The sequence below is a fragment of the Zhongshania sp. genome (genome assembly GCF_047636175.1).
Lineage (GTDB): Bacteria > Pseudomonadota > Gammaproteobacteria > Pseudomonadales > Spongiibacteraceae > Spongiibacter.
The window spans coordinates 21219-38517 of sequence record NZ_JBLIKC010000007.1 but is presented as its reverse complement, the minus strand read 5'-3'; the positions used below and the strand labels follow the sequence as shown (position 1 = coordinate 38517).

21 protein-coding genes are annotated in these 17299 nt (G+C 48.4%); 11 read left to right on the top strand and 10 right to left on the bottom strand.

Annotated features, from left to right (window positions below; all coding sequences use genetic code 11):
• Positions 1 to 6: 6 nt before the first annotated feature.
• The 3 genes from ACI955_RS05475 to ACI955_RS05465 all read right to left on the bottom strand — a co-directional run bounded on the left by ACI955_RS05475 (position 7) and on the right by ACI955_RS05465 (position 1651).
• Complete coding sequence (locus ACI955_RS05475) at positions 7 to 402, bottom strand: hypothetical protein (protein WP_415242726.1); 396 nt, start codon at positions 400 to 402, stop codon at positions 7 to 9.
• A gap of 477 nt (positions 403 to 879) precedes the next feature.
• Entirely contained in the window at positions 880 to 1305 is a 426-nt protein-coding gene (locus ACI955_RS05470) for a CBS domain-containing protein (protein WP_415242725.1), read from the bottom strand.
• Between the two features lie 226 nt (positions 1306 to 1531).
• Positions 1532 to 1651, bottom strand: coding sequence for a pirin-like C-terminal cupin domain-containing protein (locus ACI955_RS05465; RefSeq protein WP_415242848.1), 120 nt, complete (start codon positions 1649 to 1651; stop codon positions 1532 to 1534).
• Positions 1652 to 1715: 64 nt separating this feature from the next.
• Between ACI955_RS05465 and ACI955_RS05460 the strand changes: the two genes are divergently transcribed.
• Entirely contained in the window at positions 1716 to 2696 is a 981-nt protein-coding gene (locus ACI955_RS05460; protein ID WP_415242724.1) for a LysR family transcriptional regulator, read from the top strand.
• A gap of 54 nt (positions 2697 to 2750) precedes the next feature.
• Here ACI955_RS05460 and ACI955_RS05455 read toward each other — a convergent pair whose 3' ends face one another.
• Entirely contained in the window at positions 2751 to 3086 is a 336-nt protein-coding gene (locus ACI955_RS05455) for a hypothetical protein (protein ID WP_415242723.1), read from the bottom strand.
• Between the two features lie 209 nt (positions 3087 to 3295).
• Positions 3296 to 4600, bottom strand: a complete 1305-nt coding sequence (locus ACI955_RS05450) for an MATE family efflux transporter (protein WP_415242722.1) — start codon at positions 4598 to 4600, stop codon at positions 3296 to 3298.
• A 466-nt stretch (positions 4601 to 5066) separates the two neighbouring features.
• Here ACI955_RS05450 and coxB point away from each other — a divergent pair, with 466 nt between their 5' ends.
• Genes coxB through ACI955_RS05430 form a run of 4 tightly spaced genes read left to right on the top strand, consistent with a single transcriptional unit; the run spans position 5067 to position 9404 of the window.
• The gene (gene coxB, locus ACI955_RS05445) at positions 5067 to 6224 is read left to right on the top strand and encodes a cytochrome c oxidase subunit II (RefSeq protein ID WP_415242721.1); all 1158 of its coding nucleotides are present in this window, start codon (positions 5067 to 5069) and stop codon (positions 6222 to 6224) included.
• A 12-nt stretch (positions 6225 to 6236) separates the two neighbouring features.
• The gene (gene ctaD / locus ACI955_RS05440) at positions 6237 to 7796 is read left to right on the top strand and encodes a cytochrome c oxidase subunit I (protein WP_415242720.1); all 1560 of its coding nucleotides are present in this window, start codon (positions 6237 to 6239) and stop codon (positions 7794 to 7796) included.
• Between the two features lie 14 nt (positions 7797 to 7810).
• Positions 7811 to 8383, top strand: coding sequence for a cytochrome c oxidase assembly protein (locus ACI955_RS05435; RefSeq protein ID WP_415242719.1), 573 nt, complete (start codon positions 7811 to 7813; stop codon positions 8381 to 8383).
• 40 nt (positions 8384 to 8423) lie between these two features.
• Positions 8424 to 9404, top strand: a complete 981-nt coding sequence (locus tag ACI955_RS05430) for a cytochrome c oxidase subunit 3 (RefSeq protein ID WP_415242718.1) — start codon at positions 8424 to 8426, stop codon at positions 9402 to 9404.
• 88 nt (positions 9405 to 9492) lie between these two features.
• Here ACI955_RS05430 and ACI955_RS05425 read toward each other — a convergent pair whose 3' ends face one another.
• Complete coding sequence (locus ACI955_RS05425) at positions 9493 to 9744, bottom strand: DUF2909 domain-containing protein (RefSeq protein WP_415242717.1); 252 nt, start codon at positions 9742 to 9744, stop codon at positions 9493 to 9495.
• A gap of 52 nt (positions 9745 to 9796) precedes the next feature.
• On the opposite strand from ACI955_RS05425, the gene ACI955_RS05420 reads away from it, so the two are divergent.
• From ACI955_RS05420 to ACI955_RS05400, 5 genes are read left to right on the top strand one after another with little or no spacing between them, the layout of a single operon-like run.
• On the top strand, positions 9797 to 10543 hold the full coding sequence (locus tag ACI955_RS05420) for an SURF1 family protein (RefSeq protein ID WP_415242716.1): 747 nt from the start codon (positions 9797 to 9799) through the stop codon (positions 10541 to 10543).
• Positions 10540 to 11160 (top strand): hypothetical protein, encoded by a 621-nt coding sequence (locus ACI955_RS05415; RefSeq protein ID WP_415242715.1) that lies wholly within the window; start codon positions 10540 to 10542, stop codon positions 11158 to 11160. The genes ACI955_RS05420 and ACI955_RS05415 overlap by 4 nt, the downstream gene beginning before the upstream one ends.
• A 36-nt stretch (positions 11161 to 11196) precedes the next feature.
• On the top strand, positions 11197 to 12246 hold the full coding sequence (locus tag ACI955_RS05410; RefSeq protein ID WP_415242714.1) for a COX15/CtaA family protein: 1050 nt from the start codon (positions 11197 to 11199) through the stop codon (positions 12244 to 12246).
• Positions 12243 to 13154: a heme o synthase gene (cyoE, locus tag ACI955_RS05405; RefSeq protein WP_415242713.1), complete on the top strand. Its 912-nt coding sequence runs from the start codon at positions 12243 to 12245 to the stop codon at positions 13152 to 13154. Before ACI955_RS05410 ends, cyoE begins: the two co-directional genes overlap by 4 nt.
• Positions 13154 to 13822, top strand: a complete 669-nt coding sequence (locus ACI955_RS05400; RefSeq protein ID WP_415242712.1) for an SCO family protein — start codon at positions 13154 to 13156, stop codon at positions 13820 to 13822. The genes cyoE and ACI955_RS05400 overlap by 1 nt, the downstream gene beginning before the upstream one ends.
• Positions 13823 to 13961: 139 nt before the next feature.
• On the opposite strand, the gene ACI955_RS05395 is transcribed toward ACI955_RS05400, so the two are convergent.
• From ACI955_RS05395 to ACI955_RS05385, 3 genes are read right to left on the bottom strand one after another with little or no spacing between them, the layout of a single operon-like run.
• Positions 13962 to 14753 (bottom strand): metal ABC transporter permease, encoded by a 792-nt coding sequence (locus ACI955_RS05395; protein ID WP_415242711.1) that lies wholly within the window; start codon positions 14751 to 14753, stop codon positions 13962 to 13964.
• On the bottom strand, positions 14746 to 15501 hold the full coding sequence (znuC, locus tag ACI955_RS05390) for a zinc ABC transporter ATP-binding protein ZnuC (protein ID WP_415242710.1): 756 nt from the start codon (positions 15499 to 15501) through the stop codon (positions 14746 to 14748). Before znuC ends, ACI955_RS05395 begins: the two co-directional genes overlap by 8 nt.
• Complete coding sequence (locus ACI955_RS05385) at positions 15494 to 15979, bottom strand: Fur family transcriptional regulator (protein WP_415242709.1); 486 nt, start codon at positions 15977 to 15979, stop codon at positions 15494 to 15496. Before ACI955_RS05385 ends, znuC begins: the two co-directional genes overlap by 8 nt.
• 83 nt (positions 15980 to 16062) lie before the next feature.
• Between ACI955_RS05385 and ACI955_RS05380 the strand changes: the two genes are divergently transcribed.
• On the top strand, positions 16063 to 16941 hold the full coding sequence (locus ACI955_RS05380; protein ID WP_415242847.1) for a metal ABC transporter solute-binding protein, Zn/Mn family: 879 nt from the start codon (positions 16063 to 16065) through the stop codon (positions 16939 to 16941).
• Between the two features lie 29 nt (positions 16942 to 16970).
• On the opposite strand, the gene ACI955_RS05375 is transcribed toward ACI955_RS05380, so the two are convergent.
• Positions 16971 to 17237 carry a hypothetical protein gene (locus tag ACI955_RS05375; RefSeq protein ID WP_415242708.1) on the bottom strand — a complete coding sequence of 89 codons (267 nt, stop codon included), beginning with the start codon at positions 17235 to 17237 and terminating at the stop codon, positions 16971 to 16973.
• Between the last annotated feature and the right edge of the window lie 62 nt (positions 17238 to 17299).

Sequence of the window (17299 nt, the reverse complement as noted above, 5' to 3'; positions counted from 1 at the left end):
TCTCGGTCACCTAGCGTGCGGTTGTAGATAGGCATTGAAGTATGGATCTAAAGTGCGAATAAAGTCTTCAATTTGATTAGTGTAGAGGTTGTTATCACCGACTGTGGTATTGATTTTACTATGGGCCAAATCGATGCGTAATTGCTGTGCTTTCGCGCCCAGCTTCAGTGCTTTGTTGACGAAATAATTAGCTTGTTCACAGCTGTCTTCGCGCTGTGTTGAGCAGACTAATAACACAGATTTCACTTTGTTATGGAGATGCTCTACTGCGGAGACTTTGCGCCAACAAATGGGATTGTCGCCAAAAGCTCGATCATAAAGGCGAGCATGTTTTTGAGTCATGAGGCGGCTGACATCTAAGGCTGCGGTGTCTAATAAAGGAGCGCCTGCGGAGTGTCCCATGACTATTAGTTTAGAGCTGTCTGCGCCCTATTCCGCGCTGTGCGTCTGCACATAAGCTAAGGTTCTTGCCACACCAGTCGTCTGTTGGTCTGGGGGAGTATTTGGCAGAATGCGATAATTAATAGGAACGAAGGCTCGTCCCATGCTAACCCAGCGCGCTACCTTAGATTTTACCAAGCCTCAAATTTGTTTGTCGCCGCAGCACCATGCGCTGTCGTGAACCATAAATATAGTGGGGTTATTTGCGGGCTTGTCTGGGAGGTAAATATCGAGTTTTTGTTCCTTGGCGGTGCCAGAAGGAATGTCAGTCAGTGTGTTTGCAAATGATGTCGTCGCGAGAACTGTGCAAAAGAATAATAGGCCGAAAATCAAAGCGCGTCGAGGTAGACTTTTCCACACCGCTATGATGTTAAAGCGTCGTTTCGTGGATCTCGCTGCAGCGTTGTCGCGGGCAGCGATTTGCGGTCAAGTGACGAATTAAAGTTTGCTGTTGGGTAAATCACAGCTGGTGCGGTTATGCCAAAGTGATTCCAGGATAGCGCTGCGGGTGACAAGACCGATTAGTTTGCCGTCTTCGGTTACAGGGTAGGACTTAGGCTTATTTTTGCCCATTTTCTGGGCAAGGTCGATAATGGAGGAGTTCGCTTCCACTGCCAATACTTCGCGACTCATTACGTCGTCGACGCTGGGTGAGCCCTCGCAGTGGTAGCTACTGACTAACACTGAGTGGATGCAATCTTGTTCTGAAACAAAGCCGACGAGTTCATGGAGGTCATTGACGACGGGAAGGCCAAAAACGCCGTGCTTAAGCAAAGTCTTTACGACTTCACCCAAGTCGCTGCCTTGTTTTACCATTGGCGACGGTGAGGTCATTACGTCGCGTACCAACATTGATGTCGTCATAAAATACACTCCTTCAGAGCCAAGTACCTACTATATCGTGCTTGAATCAAAAGCGTAAATACAATGTTGTTGATTGTGGTAAAAGGTTTCAGTTGGCAAAAATCGATCTCCTTGAATTTTACCTATTTAGTGGTTTTCGATAATGATAATAATTGGCATATTCCGGTCTGGATTTGCTTGGTCATGCGCAGAGTATCCGCGCTGATGACGGATTGACTACCTAGCGTTAGGTAATGGCAAGAATCTCGTCACGGTAATCTTGAAGAGCTTGCTCAATTTCTTCACTGGAGCTCATTACAAACGGCCCGTATTGCAGTACGGCTTCGCCAAGTGCTCCGGGATTAATGTCTTACGTTGCTCGATGGACCCATTAAATTATTGGTAATAACGATCAGAAAAATTGATGCATATTGGTCTCTAGAACGAATCTTGAGCAGTGGCACTGTTTTCTGGCGGTGGTGGACAAGGGTAGTTATGCTTTCGCTGCGGAGGTTTTACACAAAAGTCAGTCCGCAGTGACCTATACCATTCAGAAAATGGAAGAGCAGCTAGGTGTTAAGGTTTTTAAAATTTGTGGCCGGAAGTCTGAGCTGACGGAATTGAATCAAGTGCTCTACTTTCGTGGGCGGGGCTTAATTGATGAAGCTCTGCAACTAGAGCAGTCCACCAAATCGGTCGCGGCTGGCTGGGAGCCTCAGCTCAGAATTGTGTGTGATGCACTTTTTCCCAGTCACGCAATGCTAGATTGTTTTCATGAGCTGAGCGAAAGCTGTCCCAATACTCGTATTGAATGTGTTGAAACGGTGTTGAGTGGTGCTGAAGAGGCTTTGCTTGAGCGGCGCCGCGATGTTGCGATTACCGGTATTGTGCCACCAGGATTTCTTGGCGGTCAATTGCTGAGAGTGAAGTTTATTGCAGTGGCGCACCGCCACCATGCCTTACACACGCTGGGGCGCAGCCTAGACTATCGGGATTTGCGGCCATTTCGACAAGTGGTGGTAATGGATCCTGGGGTTCGCAAAAAGCGAGATTCGGGCTGGCTGGACGTCGCTCAGCGTCTAACGGTAAGTCGTATGGAAATATCGATAAGAGCGGTGGCACGTGGCCTGGGCTTTGCTTGGCTGCCTGAAATAGCGATGTGTGCGGAATTAGAGAGTGGAGAAATTCTGTCATTGCCACTAATTGGACGTGGGGAGCGCTATGTCGACTTGGTCTTAATTATACCTAATCGGGATATTGCGGGCGCGGCTGTGCCGCGAGCAGTTATTAAAGACGGCAACTCAAAATTTGGTGTGTTAAAGAGGCGGCTATTGCTATTGGCTGGTTGCGACACAGGCCTTGTAAGTACTTTTAAAGCACAAAAAAACCTGATCGTACAGCCTGCATATTAGCTGGACTGTGGATATAAGCACTGCCGTCTAATACTTCTACAGTGTGCAAGAAGCTTAGTTGACTGCAACGTCCATTTTTTTGAAACCTCTCACCCGGTTATAAAATTGGGCCAACTCATTGTAGCCGTCGGCGACTCGTTCTAGGCGATTGATGGCAAGGTTATAGCTACGTGGTGATACTCTATTGCCGCACAACTGCAGCCTTTTCTCAGCGTCAGCGATATAGCTTCTTACCGATTCTTCAAGTTGAGCTACCTGTTCAAAGTTGGTATCGCGTAATTCAGGAATAGCGGGTGCACGGAACACGGCGTGTGCAGCGCACTGAGCGAATACGCTGGTACTTATTAGGCTTAACAATATACCTATGAGCAAATATGTGGATTTTTTCATTGGTCATACCTCGTCTAAAAAATGACGTAAAGATTAGGTGTAGGAATTATGTGGTCAGTGTTGATACCGATATACACAAACATGGATATTTGGCTTTGCGTATTAACTAGCGCCCATTATCACAACAATAAGATAAAGCGGCGTTTCGGTGCCAGTAAAGACGGATTCTTGGCGTTTCAACTTCGTTACGTATGGTAGCGGCGGTCGGATTACCGAGGTGGTAGATTTTTTAGAATACTATAGCGAAACAACAGGGCTAAGCTTAGGCCGCGAGCTAAATTAAATGCGCTAAAGGCAAACCAGAGCCCTTGATTGCCCCAGTTCTGGGTGACAGCCCAAAGCGGCAGGTACACAGCGCTGACGCAAAACAACATGCACCATTGCATGGTCTGGGTTTTTAGCGAGCCGATATAGATGCCGTCTAGCAGGTAGCTGGGTGCGCAAAGTAATGGCAGCCAGATTATCCAGTAATAATACTGGCGCACCAGTTGGCCGACGGCAGGCAAATCTGTCATGACGCCGATAATGGAAGACTTGAATATGAATAGCGCAGCGCTCGCCATGACCGCGGTTATTGCGCAGTATTTGGCGCAGGCCAGGCAGGTGGTGATTAGTAGTGCCCTATCACGTCGTTTATAGGCCTCCCCTATCAAGGCTTCTGCGGCGTGGGCAAAGCCATCCAAGCCGTAGGCGCTAATCATCATTAATTGGATCAGTATCGCGTTGGCGGCGAGTTGATTCTGGCCTAGTGTTGCACTTTGGGCCGTGAAAAAAGCAAAGCTAAATAATAGTGCTGCGGTGCGAATAAAAAGCTGAAAATTGCTACTAAGTAGCTGTTTAAGCTTCGGGCCTTGTGCCCATGCATGGCTAATACCGAGTTTGCTGATGTGTTTCAGTGGCGAGCGCACCGACCAAAGCGCCAAGCCAAAACCACAATATTCGCTGATGGCGCTGGCGACCGCCGCGCCATCGCTGTAGTGATTGAGTTTGATGACAAAGACATAGTCTAGGGCGATATTGATGATGTTGCTGGTGAGTGCAATCGCCAGCGGCCAGCGAGTTTGCTGTTGGCCGATTTGCCAGCCAACCACCACATAGGTTCCCAAAACGGCGGGCGCACTGTATAGACGGATGTGCAGATAGCTTTGAGCTAGGGGCATTAAGGAGTCGTTGGCGTTCATTAGCGACAGGCCGATATGGCTTAGCGAGTGACCCGTAAATAATATAAATATCGCGATGATCCCGCTTAACGTCAGCGCCTTTATTAGCAGGCCAGCGCTCTCGGTGTGGTTATGTGCTTGCGCGCTGGCACCCGTGGTGCCCATTCGTAAAAATCCAAAGCCCCAGTATAAAAAGGCAAGCAAACTGCTGCTGATGGCGACCGCGCTTAAATAGCGGCTATCATCTAGATGAGCAAGAATAGCTGTATCTACAATACCCAGTAGTGGCACAGACAGATTCGCAAGGATCATTGGCCCGGAAAGTGCGCGGATACGTCGGCTGGCATGTTGCATAGGGGTCATTGCGCAAATATATCGCGTGAATAGCTAAGTGCGTAGCGTGCTTGCACAGAATTAGAGCGGATTTAAACCGATCTGGATATCAGAAAAAAAATAGATTTTACCCTATATCTTGTGGTTTTTGATTTAGATCAACACTTTAATTAGTGTGGGCGGCGGGGAAGAGCTGAATTTATTGTATAAGTTACTGCTTATTCCACCGCAGCAGAGTAGCGCTGGCGCATTCAACGGGTTTATAATTGCGGCGTTTTGTCGCACCCAAAGCAGCGTCTATGGGTTTGTGATGTGCAAATTACGAATAAATCTCAATGCGAATTTAAAATAAATTCGCACCGGGGTTTGTTTGCATCTGTCTGAGAGTCCAATTTAACGATTGTGTTCCCCAAATAGATTGAAAACTTGTACATGGCAGTCTTTGTGTGGTGTTGGGGCTTTATTAACGTAAATGGAGACACGGGAGATGTATTTAAAAGCGAAACGGCTGCTTAAGCTGGCGCTTAGTCCTGTGCTAATGCTGCTAAGTCTGTTTAGTGCCGGCGCATGGGCCGAGCAGGTTGAGCGTTGGCAAACCAATATGACCCCCGGTATTACCGAGATTGGTCATCAAATTTACGATCTGCATATGTGGGTTTTCTACATTTGCGTCGTAACAGGCATAGTGGTTTTTGGCGTGATGTTTTATTCGGTATTTGCATACCGTAAAGAGCGTCATCAGGAACCGGCAACTTTTCATGAAAATACCCGCGTGGAAATTGCTTGGACCATAGTGCCATTTTTGATCCTGATGTTTATGGCTGTTCCAGCTACAAAAACTTTGATCGAAATCTACGACACCGATGACGCTGATCTCGACATTCTGATCACCGGCTACCGGTGGAAGTGGAAATACGAATACATCAATCCCGATGGCGACAATATAAGTTTCTTTTCGAATTTGGCGACTGACGGCGCGGAAATTGCGAATACTGAAGCCAAAGGCTCTAACTACTTGTTAGAGGTTGATGAGCCTGTCGTTATTCCTGTGAATAAGAAAGTACGTTTTCTTGTTACTGCCAATGACGTGTTGCACGCGTGGTGGGTGCCGGCACTGGCTGTGAAGCGCGACGCGATTCCTGGTTTCATCAACGAATCGTGGACTAAAGCGACTGAAACCGGTGTTTTCCGCGGTCAGTGCGCTGAGCTTTGCGGTCGCAATCATGGCTTTATGCCCATTGTGGTTAACGTTGTTGAAGAGTCTGAATACCAAGCGTGGTTAGCCGATAAGAAAGCGGCCTCAGCTGAGGTTAAAGCATTGATGTCGAAAGACTTCTCGCTGGAAGAGCTGGTTGAACGCGGCAAACCGATTTACGTTAGCTCTTGTTCTGCTTGTCACGGCGCTAATGGTGAGGGTGGCATAGGTAATGCCATTGCTGGCAGTGCTATTGCGACTGGGCCGATTAAAGCTCATATCGATCGTCTCGTAAACGGTGTGGCTGGCACATCGATGCCGGCATTTGGTAGCCAGTTTAGTGAAGTGGATATAGCTGCGGTTATAACCTACCAGCGCAACGCGTTCGGCAACAACATGGGTGACATGTTGCAGCCGGTTGATATTTATAATTACAAAAAAGGTCAGTAGGGGGATTACACCATGGGTGCTCATCACGGACCTGCTAAAGGTTTAACTAGGTGGTTATTTACCACCAACCATAAAGATATCGGCACAATGTATCTATGGTTCAGTTTTGCGATGTTTTTGCTTGGCGGCTCGTTCGCCATGATCATTCGCGCTGAATTATTTCAACCAGGCTTGCAAATAGTGCAGCCTGAGTTCTTTAATCAAATGACGACCATGCATGGTTTAGTCATGGTGTTCGGTGCCATTATGCCGGCCTTTGTTGGCTTGGCTAACTGGATGATCCCATTGATGATCGGCGCGCCTGATATGGCGTTGCCACGCATGAATAACTGGTCGTTCTGGATTCTGCCGCCAACGTTTCTGTTATTGGCATCTACCCTCTTTATGGAAGGTGGTGGTCCAAACTTTGGTTGGACGTTCTACGCACCGCTGTCTACAACATACGCACCGCCAAGCGTGACTTTCTTTATATTCGCGGTTCACGCCATGGGTATATCGTCGATCATGGGTTCGATTAACATCATTGCTACTGTAGTAAACATGCGCGCGCCAGGCATGACTTACATGAAAATGCCGATGTTTGTATGGACTTGGTTGATCACTGCGTTCTTGTTAGTGGCTGTAATGCCAGTACTGGCGGGTGCAGTAACCATGATGTTGATGGATATTCACTTCGGTACCAGCTTTTTTAGCGCGGCCGGTGGTGGTGACCCAGTATTGTTCCAGCACGTGTTCTGGTTCTTTGGTCACCCAGAGGTGTATATCATCATTCTGCCAGCATTTGGGGTCGTGTCAGAGGTTATTCCAACCTTCTCTCGCAAACCTTTGTTTGGTTACGACTCAATGGTTTACGCAACATCATCAATCGCTTTCTTGTCGTTTATCGTATGGGCTCACCATATGTACACGGTAGGCATGCCGATTGCTGGCGAACTGTTCTTTATGTACGCAACCATGTTGATTGCAGTGCCAACAGCGGCCAAGGTGTTCAACTGGATCACCACCATGTTTAAGGGTTCCATTACCCTTGAAACGCCAATGTTATTTGCGATTGCTAAGGTGTTCCTGTTCACCATAGGTGGGTTCTCTGGCTTGATGCTTGCTATTGCGCCTGCGGATTTTCAATACCACGATAGCTACTTTGTGGTCGCCCATTTCCACTACACCATGGTTGCTGGTGCGATTTTTGCGCTGTCTGCTGCTGTGTATTACTGGATCCCGAAGTGGACTGGCAAAATGTACAACGAGACCATGGGTAAAGCCCACTTCTGGATCTCGTTCGTTGGTTTCAACCTGACTTTCTTCCCTCAGCACTTTGTGGGTCTGGCAGGTATGCCGCGCCGTATTCCTGATTACAATCTGATGTTTGCTGACTTCAATATGATGTCATCCATCGGTGCGTTTATTTACGGTGGTAGCCAGTTGTTGTTCTTGTTCAATATCGTTAGAACAATTACTCACGGCAAACCTATCAGCGATCCGAAAGTCTGGGAAGGTGGTACAACCTTGGAGTGGACAGTACCAACGCCTGCGCCATATCATACCTTTACAACGCCCCCAGAATTGAAGTAAGGAGCTAGGTAATTATGGCGAACCAAGCAGATAAAAAGACCACGATACTCAGCATTAAGTTGCTGGGTTTGGCTGTTATTATGTTTGTGTTCGCTATGTGGGTAATGCCCCCACTTTACGATGCTTTGTGTGAGGTGTTGGGCATTAACGGTAGGACCACCGGTGATCAGTACACCGTTATAGATAGTCAGATTGATACAAGCCGAATTGTGAAAGTGCAATTTGTCGCGCAAAACAATGAAAAGATGCCTTGGGAGTTTTCACCCAATACCAGTCAGGTTGAAGTTCACCCTGGAGCGTCTAGCCTCGTCACCTTCTTTGCAAAGAATACGCAAGACAGGTATATGGTGTCGCAGGCTATCCCCAGTATTGTTCCTTCTCGCGCGGCCCAGTATTTTCACAAAACGGAATGTTTTTGTTTTAACCAGCAGCCTTTGGCTGCGGGCACAGACGCCGATCTGCCGCTACAATTTATAATAGATCGTGACTTACCCAAAGATATCCACGTAATTACTTTATCGTACACAATTTTTGACGTAACCGAGATGGCGGCAAAACAGAATTCTGTGGCGTCGTCATCGAAATAGAAAATAGATTTTTCTCTCCCGAGAAAATGGAGATTTAATAATGGCGGGTCAAAGCAATACAGAGCACGAAACCTACTACGTGCCCGACAGTAGTAAGCTTGCTATCAGTGCGTCGATAGGCATGACAACTATCGTTTATGGTGCCGCAAGTGTTATTAACGATAGCACTTATCGTGCAGGCGAAGAGACTAACTCCAGTTTTATCTTATTTGCTGGTTTGGCTTGGCTTGCAGTTACTCTGTGGGTTTGGTTTAGTACGGCGATTCGTGAAAATCGCGCAGGCATGAACAGTGCGCAGCTTAAGCAATCCTATGTGATTGGTATGCAGTGGTTTATTTTCTCAGAAGTGATGTTTTTTGCCGTCTTCTTTGGGGCCCTGTTCTATATCCGTAATTTGTCTGCACCGTGGTTGGCGGGTGAAGGTGATGGCGCTATGAATGCGCTATTGTGGCCTGGTTTTGAATACGCGTGGCCTCTTTTAGAGACGCCACAAGACGCGATTGGTGGTGTTAAGGCACAGGCCGTAGCGGGCCATTTAGCAAATAACGGTGAGTTTGCTGGTGCTGAAAATGGTCTGTCTTTCCCTGGTTTTGCGAATATTTTCCACTGGTTGCCTTTGTACAATACCCTCATTCTGTTGACGTCTAGCTTTACTTGTCACATTGCCCACATGGGTATTAAGCAGAATGACCGCAAGAAATTCAACTTGTGGTTGTTTGTGACTGTAGCCTTAGGTTGTATCTTTTTGTATGTGCAGTACCTGGAATACCACGAGGCGCTTTTTGAATATGGTATTCGCCTTAACAGCGGTGTTTACGGTACCACTTTCTTCATGTTGACCGGTTTCCACGGCTTTCACGTGGCAATGGGTACCTTCATGTTATTGGTGCAGTGGTTGCGTTCAAAAACCAAGGGCCACTTCTCTGCTGAAGATCAGTTCGGTTTTGAAGCATCATCTTGGTACTGGCACTTTGTCGACGTGGTATGGGTGTTCTTGTTCTTGTTCGTTTATATTATTTAAACGTACACAGCTACTAGCTCACTAAATTTGGCCGGTACATCTGCTTACTTTGTAAGTCGATGTACCGGCCAAGTTTTTTATTGAAAGGCTATGGTGTTTGCTGGCTAGTTTCCCCTGAGTCTAGATGACGTTGATCCCAAGGCGCCTTAGATCCGAGTTTTCCAGTAAACACACCGTAAAACAGAAAACTCATCAACAGTGCTGCGATAATCAAGCGAACCTTTAGTGATTGCCACGTTCGCATGGTAGTACCACGATCTTGTATTAAGAAGAACAGCCCGCTAAACAGGCTGATGATGAGTGCGATAAACAGCACGACTATGACAATCTTTAACCACATATCGGTGAGCCTTTAAAGTGTTTGCCGAATTATACACAATAGGATTTCATAAATGGTGGCGCAGCGGACTAGATTTCAATGGCAGCTAGATTGGAAGTCGGCCCTCGCTATTATCTTGATACTACCGGTGTTAGTGAGTCTTGGTTTCTGGCAGTTGCAGCGCGCAGATCAGAAAGAAGCCCTGCTCGCCGATTTTGAAGAACGTCGGCTTCTACCTCCAGTAAGTATTACAACGCTAGATAGTTATCCAAATTACCGCCCTGTATCTGCAAGCGGTGAATTTGATGCCACACGATATTGGCTGTTAGATAATCGGATTTTTCGCGGTCGATTCGGTTATGAGATAATGGCTGTCTTTAATCTCAGTGATGGTGGCGCTTTGCTGGTTAATCGGGGATGGATTGCGGGCGATGCCTCTCGTCGGACCTTGCCGGAGGTGTCGATTCCCGAGGGTGTGGTGACGATTACGGGTGAGTTGTATCGCAGCGATGAGAAAAACTTCAGTTTGGGGACCGAGCTTCATACCACTTGGCCACGTCGTCAACAGTGGTTAGATATTGATGCCGAGAGGAGAGAATTCCCCGATGTGCTGCCGGTTAGTCTGCGGCTTGACGATAGCAGTGTGGGGGCATTGCAGACCGAGCGCTTGGTAGTTAATGTGTTGCCTGCAAAGCACACAGGTTACGCTGTGCAGTGGTTTGCCATGGCGCTGGCTTTGGCCATTATTTTCATTTTTCGTAATACAAATCTATTGGAGCTGCGTAAGCTTCGTAAGAATGAAGAGAACAAAGACCTATGACAACATCTATTGATCCTAAGCGCGGTAAGCGCCTTCTTAGTTTGATTTTGGGTATTCCAATCGCGGTGATCTTATTGTCCAGCGCTGTTTTCTATTTGGCGAAGGAAGATATTATTAATTTTAGAACGGTAAATCGCGGCACATTGATAAGTCCACCAATGCAGCTTGGTGATCTACACCCCCAGCGGATAGATGGCGGTGAATTTTTGTTCGATCGCGCTGAGTCGCGATGGGTGTTTATGGTTGTCGGTGGCCGAGACTGCATTGATGCCTGTGAGCGTATGCTGTATCTGACGCGGCAGACGCAAACCGCGCTTGGGAAAAAAATGGACCGCGTTGAGCGCGTTTATCTCGCCGTCGATGGACCCCTGTCTGCAAATTTGCGTGACTTTATAGACGCTGAGCACAGTGATCTCTCGATACTGTATGCCGATGGCTCGGCCTTTTTAAGCAATTTAAAGACCTTAGAGATTGACCCTTTCGACCCCCACGCATTTTATGTGGCGGATCCTATGGGTTGGGTGATGATGTATTACCGCTCAGGTGATACCGAGCAGCATACCTTGACAAGTTTAGGCAAGGACGTCCTCAAAGATATGGGGCGCCTGATTAAGTAATCGGCGCAGTAAATATAGCAAACACGGTAATAAACAATGGCTTTATTTAACACGCCAGAAAAGCGTAAAGCAGGTTTTCGTCTCACTTTAACTGCATGTTTAGTTGCGGTGATCGTTTTGGGGATGGGTGTTTTTACCCGTCTGGCGGATGCTGGTCTAGGTTGCCCTGATTGGCCGATGTGTTACGGACACGTACTGTGGCCCAGCGCCGACCAAGACGTTCAGCGCGCTAATGAGGCGTACCCAGATATGCAGGTTGAGCACGACAAAACCTGGCCTGAAATGATCCACCGTCATTTAGCAGCGAGCTTGGGTCTCTTTACCATCGCTATATTGGCATTTTCACTGCGTAGCCGAGAGCCAGACCAAGCTGTTAAGCTGCCGGCGTTTATCCTTGCATTCATTATTCTGCAGGGCATGTTTGGTATGTGGACGGTGACCCTCAAGTTGTGGCCTCAAGTGGTGACAGCACATCTTCTTGGGGGCTTCACTACGATCAGCTTACTATGGCTTCTCACTTTGCGACTCAATAATATGCGTTGGCAAATTCCCGCTATTGATGAAGTTAAGTTAAAATCGATTCGGCCACTGGCCGTTATTGGCCTGTTGGTTGTGCTTATGCAGATTGCCTTGGGCGGTTGGACCACGTCGAATTACGCAGATATAGCCTGTCCAGACTTTCCGACATGCCAAGGCGAATGGCTACCCCCTATGAATTTTGGGGAAGGCTTCAATATTACTCAGCATATTGGACCTAATTATTTGGGCGGGACGATGGATAATGCCGCACGCGTTGCTATCCACTTTAGCCACCGTCTTGGCGCTATTGTTACCGTGGCTTATTTAGCATTTCTATGTTTAAAGTTGTACCGCCTTAAACTGCCTGCCGCTAAGACCCTAGCCCATGTGATTCTGACTGTACTTGCCGTGCAGGTGACCTTGGGTATCAGCAATATCGTGTTCCAGTTTCCTATCAATGTGGCGGTAGCGCACAATTTAGTTGGGGCCTTGTTGTTACTAACGCAGATCACTACCATTTATCTGATATTTACGGCGGCGGTAAACCGCGGGGGAATTCGAGTATGACGCAGCCACGGGGCGAGTCAGCGAGCTGGCGAGACTATTACGAACTGTGTAAGCCCAATGTGGTACTGCTGATGTTGTTGACTTCGGTTATAGGCATGTTTATGTCGGTGCCGGGCATGGTGCCATGGGAGGCGCTAGTTTTTGGCAATATTGGTATTGGTTTATGTGCGGGTGCGGCCGCGGCCGTCAATCACTTGGTGGACAGTCGCATAGATTTGGTGATGGCGCGTACGCATAATCGCCCGATTGCTCAGGGTAGAGTGAAGACCCGTGATGCAGCGATATTTGCGGCTGTGATCGGTAGTGTAGGCATGGCGGTGTTGCTGATTAAAGTAAATGCCTTAACTGCATGGTTAACGTTTGCTTCGCTGCTCGGTTACGCGGTGGTTTATACCCTATTCTTAAAGCGCGCAACGCCACAGAATATCGTTATTGGTGGAATTGCGGGTGCTGCCCCGCCCTTATTGGGTTGGACGGCGGTTACTAATCAGGTAGACGGTCATGCGCTTTTACTGGTGCTGATAATCTTTATTTGGACGCCACCCCATTTTTGGGCTCTGGCTATTCACCGTCGAGATGACTACGCCAAAGTAGGCATTCCAATGTTGCCTGTGACCCACGGCATTGGTTACACCAAATTGCATACCCTGCTTTACACGATATTGTTATTTGTTGTTACCCTGCTGCCGTTTGCAACCGGTATGAGTGGATTTTTGTATTTGCTCGGCGCAGTGTGTCTCGGTTCGGGCTTTCTGTACTGGGCGATTGTGTTAATGCGTGGCAATAATCCAGACGCACCGATGGCAACATTTAAATACTCCATTATCTACTTAATGGCATTGTTTATGATCATGTTGCTTGATCACTATTTACTGCCGGCAACGACTATTTTTGAGGTTAGTTACTGATGACAGAAGAGCTCCAGCAAAGCACAACGGCAGGGCGTAATCGCGGTATACGCTTAACCGTACTGGCTATTATATCTGTTGGAATTATCTTGGTGAGTGGATTTTTTTACTCTTTCACGCGGGCCAGAGTCATGACCGCTGAAGAGTTAAAATCTCAGGGGGCCTATCTTTACGAGAATCCGCGCACCCTCCCTAATTTCACTTTGCAAGATGATCGGAGTGAGCGCGTTACGCCCTCAACTTTTCAGGGCCAGTGGAATCTAGTGTTTTTTGGCTTCACCTATTGCCCAGACATCTGCCCGACAACCCTTGCGCAACTAAAAGCGTTCTATCAGGAGTTGGATCCTGAGGTGCAGGCGGATACTCAGGTTTGGCTGGCGAGCGTTGACCCGGCCCGCGATACACCAGAGCAATTACATAGTTATTTGGATTTTTTTCACCCGGCATTTCGTGGCATTACTGGTGACTTTTTAGAAATTCATCGCTTTGCGACGTCGCTAAATATTCCGTTTACCAAGGTCCCCGGTGGAGGCAGTAATTATTTGGTTGAGCACAGCGCCAATGTGGCCTTGGTGAATCCGAAAGGTCATTCGGTTGGGTTTTTGAAAGCGCCCTTAGAGCTTAGTAAAATGAAGCGCGCCTACTTGTCCATTCGGGAATATTATTAACCGCCGCTGATTCATTGCTGCGCTCAGAATGTTGAGCGTCGGCGGTGTCCTGAATACCTAAGGCGACGGCTATACAGTGCTTTGTTTTAAACAGCCGCCCTCACCGCGCTGATTCCTTTGATCTGCTGTTTCACCATCCTTAATCGCGTCGATAACTCGGTGCCAGCTGCCCTAATATAAACAAAATCCCTGCTCCCAAGACAATGCTTGGCCCCGCGGGCGTGTCCCAATACCACGCCCCCGCCAAGCCACAAATGACTGCAATGGCGCCGCATATTATGGCCAGAATGGCGGCCTGCTCTGGGCTGCGGGCAAAGCGCGCCGCGGCAGAAGCGGGAATAATCAGCATTGCGGTAATTAGTAATACCCCCACTATTTTCATGGCAACCGCCACAGTTGCCGCCACCATGAGCATCATCAACAATCGCAGTCGTTTTATTGGCAAACCTTCAATTTCCGCCAGCTCGGCGTGTGCGGTGATGGCTACTAGCGCCGGCCAATATCGCAGCAACAGCGCTAGGATTAGGCCGCAGATTACCGTGAGACTGATTAAGTCTTCGCGCATAATGGCAAGCAAATCGCCGAACAAAAAGGCGTTTAAATCCAACTGTTGATTGTCTAAAAAAGACAGGCAGACCAAGCCTAGAGCCAAACTGCTGTGAGATAAGATGCCGAGGAGGCTATCCAGTGCAATGTTTCGCCACCACTGCAGAGCAAACAGAATGGTGGCGATTAGCAGGCAGATGAAGAGCACACTGTATTGTAAATTGACTTGTAGCGCCAAGCCTAGGGCGAGGCCAAGCAGTGCTGAATGAGCGAGTGTGTCGCCGTAATACGCCATACGCTGCCAAGTCACCAGCGCCCCAAGTGGGCCACACAATGCAGCTACTAATAGGCCGGCGATTAATGCATTGAGTAATATGTCAGTCATGATCATGGTGCCCCTCCACAACATTGCCATGGATGTCGTGTTGATGGTCGTGATCGTGCTGATAAAGGGCGATCGCTTCGGCGTGGCGGCGGCCGAATAATGATAAATACGCCGGGTCATTGCTGACATGTTCCGGGTGACCATGACAGCAAATATGCTGATTAAGGCATATTACGGTATCGGTTTGGGCCATAACCCAATGTAAGTCATGGGACACCATTAGCACGGCGCAGCCGAGCGTATCGCGCAGGTCATTAATGAGTTCATAGAGCTCGGTTTGGCCGCTAATATCAACGCCTTGCGCTGGCTCGTCGAGCACCAGTAAGTCGGGGTTGCACAGCAGCGCTCGACTAAGCAGTACTCGCTGAGTTTCGCCGCCGGAAATGTCATGCAGTGGTCGCTGCCCTAGGTGGCTAATGCCGGTGCGGGCTAGGGCGTCGGGGATATTTTGCTGACGGGTGCGACTCATCGCTAAAAAGCGTTCTACGCTCATTGGCATTAGGGGGTTGATTGATAGGCGCTGTGGCATATAACCAATGCGAAGATTTGCCCGTCTAAAGACGCTCCCGCTATCGGGTTTAATTAAGCCCAGTGCGATCTTAATTAAAGTGCTCTTGCCAGCGCCATTCGGCCCGATAATGGTCATTATTTGGCGCGGCGCGAGACTAATGCTGATATCGCTAAGTAAGTTATGCTGTTGGTGCTTCAGTGAAACCTGGTCGAGTTTTAGTAGCGGGGAATCAGACATTGTCGCCGTCCTCCTGGCAATGCGCGCAGCAGCCGACCACTTCGACGCAGGGAGTCTCAACGGCAAAGCCATGTTGCTTAGCGGCAGTGCTAATGGCGGTATTGATAATGTCGGTATCCAGTTCCATCGCATTGCGGCACAGCCGACATATCAAAAAGTGGCCCTGATGCTTGTGGTGCGGGTCTTTGCAGCCCACAAAGGCATTCAGTGATGCAATGCGGTGAACCAGGCCGTTGTCGACTAGGAAGTCCAGTGCGCGGTACACCGTGGGTGGGGCTGGGCGGCGGTCGGTATCTGTCGCCAGTTTGTCTAGGATAGTATAAGCGCCCACCGGTTGGTGGTTCGCCCACACACAAGCTAAAACCTGTTCGCGTATAGGGGTAAATTTTATTTGCCGGCGCTGGCATAATTCTCTTGCGCGAGACATGGCATCATCAATGCAGCGCTGATGATTGTGTTGCTCAACTATATTGTGCATTGAGTTCCAATTTGCGGGAAAATAAAATGTTATAATATTGCATTAAGGCGGTATTAGACAATGGGGAAGATGAATTGAAATTAGTGGTGTGGATGGTATTAACGGCTTGGATGCTCAGTAATGTCGCCTGGGCGGACAGTAATAAGCCGCTGGTATTGTCGAGTATTATGCCATTGCAATTGATTGTTCAAAAAGTCGGCGGCGATGCAGTCACCGCCGAATTGCTGGCGCCGGCAACGGTCTCACCGCATGATTTTCAGTTGCGGCCCTCAGACGTTCAGCGCGTGCGCTCCGCAGACCTTGTGTTTTGGGTTGGGCCTATGCTGGAAACCTATTTGCAAAAGCTGTTGCGTAAACAAGATAATGCTACCGCCTTCTACCCAGATTTAAAAATTAACGAAGATCCTCATGTGTGGATGGATGCCGATGAAGTGCAAAGTATAGGGCGGCGTGTAGCGCGATTACTTTCCGATCGCATACCGTCGCGGGGCGCCTATTTTCATGCCAATGCCGCACGTTTTAGCTCCGAGTTTAGGCAGTATGACAAGGAGCTTCGGGCCGACATAGATCGCAGTGAGCGTCGGCCCTACCTACTTCTACATGATGGTTTTAGTCGCTTTGAGCGGCACTACGGTTTACCCGCCGGTGAAATGGTGATGTCGAGGTCTGATCGGTTACCGGGAGCGAGACATATCGTTGAGTTGCGCGCTCGTCTGCAGGCTGGTGAATTTTCCTGCGTGTTTCGCGAGCCACAGTATGCGCCTGCGATGCTAAATGCATTGGTTGCAGGTCTGGATATTCCGGTGATTGAAATCGATCCTTTGGGCGCAAATATAAGCCCTAATATGAGTTCGGGTATGGGCTTAGCTAAAGATGGCGCGGGGAAAAAAGAAGGTGCTGACGGGTTTTTGGGATTATACCGTCAGCTCGGGCAGGCATTTCTGGCCTGTTTTGATCGTTAGTGGCCAGTAGTGTCATAAGCTATCTGGGCTTATTGGTCGAAGCGTGGTGTCATGGCGCTACTAATCTTATCGTCCAGTTCTAGATTTAAGCTTGCCGCAACAACATCCAGATTTTTCTCAAGAAAGCGCGCTGCTAAGTGCTTGCTAGTCAGTTTAGCAGTCGGTTCCTGAAGTTTGCTATCTTCAATCTGGTTGTACGCTATTACCATGGGTTCAGTGGCTGCAGTATTGGGTTCTGCGGCGGTCGCCATGGCGCTGGCAAGTAGGATAAGGATCGCACTAATAGTTTTGTTCATTTTAGTTACTCCTAGCAATATGGGCTGGTTTGGCCCAACACAAGATAACGGTTACCTTGTGT

What these genes read in the sequence shown, in the direction of transcription:
- ctaD (WP_415242720.1), top strand. Translation starts at nt 6,237, where the DNA reads ATGGGTGCTCATCACGGACCTGCTAAAGGTTTAACTAGGTGGTTATTT.
- coxB (WP_415242721.1), top strand. Translation starts at nt 5,067, where the DNA reads ATGTATTTAAAAGCGAAACGGCTGCTTAAGCTGGCGCTTAGTCCTGTG.
- ACI955_RS05420 (WP_415242716.1), top strand. Translation starts at nt 9,797, where the DNA reads ATGGTGGCGCAGCGGACTAGATTTCAATGGCAGCTAGATTGGAAGTCG.
- cyoE (WP_415242713.1), top strand. Translation starts at nt 12,243, where the DNA reads ATGACGCAGCCACGGGGCGAGTCAGCGAGCTGGCGAGACTATTACGAA.
- ACI955_RS05425 (WP_415242717.1), bottom strand. Translation starts at nt 9,744, where the DNA reads ATGTGGTTAAAGATTGTCATAGTCGTGCTGTTTATCGCACTCATCATC.
- ACI955_RS05435 (WP_415242719.1), top strand. Translation starts at nt 7,811, where the DNA reads ATGGCGAACCAAGCAGATAAAAAGACCACGATACTCAGCATTAAGTTG.
- ACI955_RS05400 (WP_415242712.1), top strand. Translation starts at nt 13,154, where the DNA reads ATGACAGAAGAGCTCCAGCAAAGCACAACGGCAGGGCGTAATCGCGGT.
- ACI955_RS05375 (WP_415242708.1), bottom strand. Translation starts at nt 17,237, where the DNA reads ATGAACAAAACTATTAGTGCGATCCTTATCCTACTTGCCAGCGCCATG.
- ACI955_RS05385 (WP_415242709.1), bottom strand. Translation starts at nt 15,979, where the DNA reads ATGCACAATATAGTTGAGCAACACAATCATCAGCGCTGCATTGATGAT.
- ACI955_RS05455 (WP_415242723.1), bottom strand. Translation starts at nt 3,086, where the DNA reads ATGAAAAAATCCACATATTTGCTCATAGGTATATTGTTAAGCCTAATA.
- ACI955_RS05450 (WP_415242722.1), bottom strand. Translation starts at nt 4,600, where the DNA reads ATGCAACATGCCAGCCGACGTATCCGCGCACTTTCCGGGCCAATGATC.
- ACI955_RS05470 (WP_415242725.1), bottom strand. Translation starts at nt 1,305, where the DNA reads ATGACGACATCAATGTTGGTACGCGACGTAATGACCTCACCGTCGCCA.
- ACI955_RS05395 (WP_415242711.1), bottom strand. Translation starts at nt 14,753, where the DNA reads ATGACTGACATATTACTCAATGCATTAATCGCCGGCCTATTAGTAGCT.
- ACI955_RS05475 (WP_415242726.1), bottom strand. Translation starts at nt 402, where the DNA reads ATGGGACACTCCGCAGGCGCTCCTTTATTAGACACCGCAGCCTTAGAT.
- ACI955_RS05430 (WP_415242718.1), top strand. Translation starts at nt 8,424, where the DNA reads ATGGCGGGTCAAAGCAATACAGAGCACGAAACCTACTACGTGCCCGAC.
- znuC (WP_415242710.1), bottom strand. Translation starts at nt 15,501, where the DNA reads ATGTCTGATTCCCCGCTACTAAAACTCGACCAGGTTTCACTGAAGCAC.
- ACI955_RS05410 (WP_415242714.1), top strand. Translation starts at nt 11,197, where the DNA reads ATGGCTTTATTTAACACGCCAGAAAAGCGTAAAGCAGGTTTTCGTCTC.
- ACI955_RS05415 (WP_415242715.1), top strand. Translation starts at nt 10,540, where the DNA reads ATGACAACATCTATTGATCCTAAGCGCGGTAAGCGCCTTCTTAGTTTG.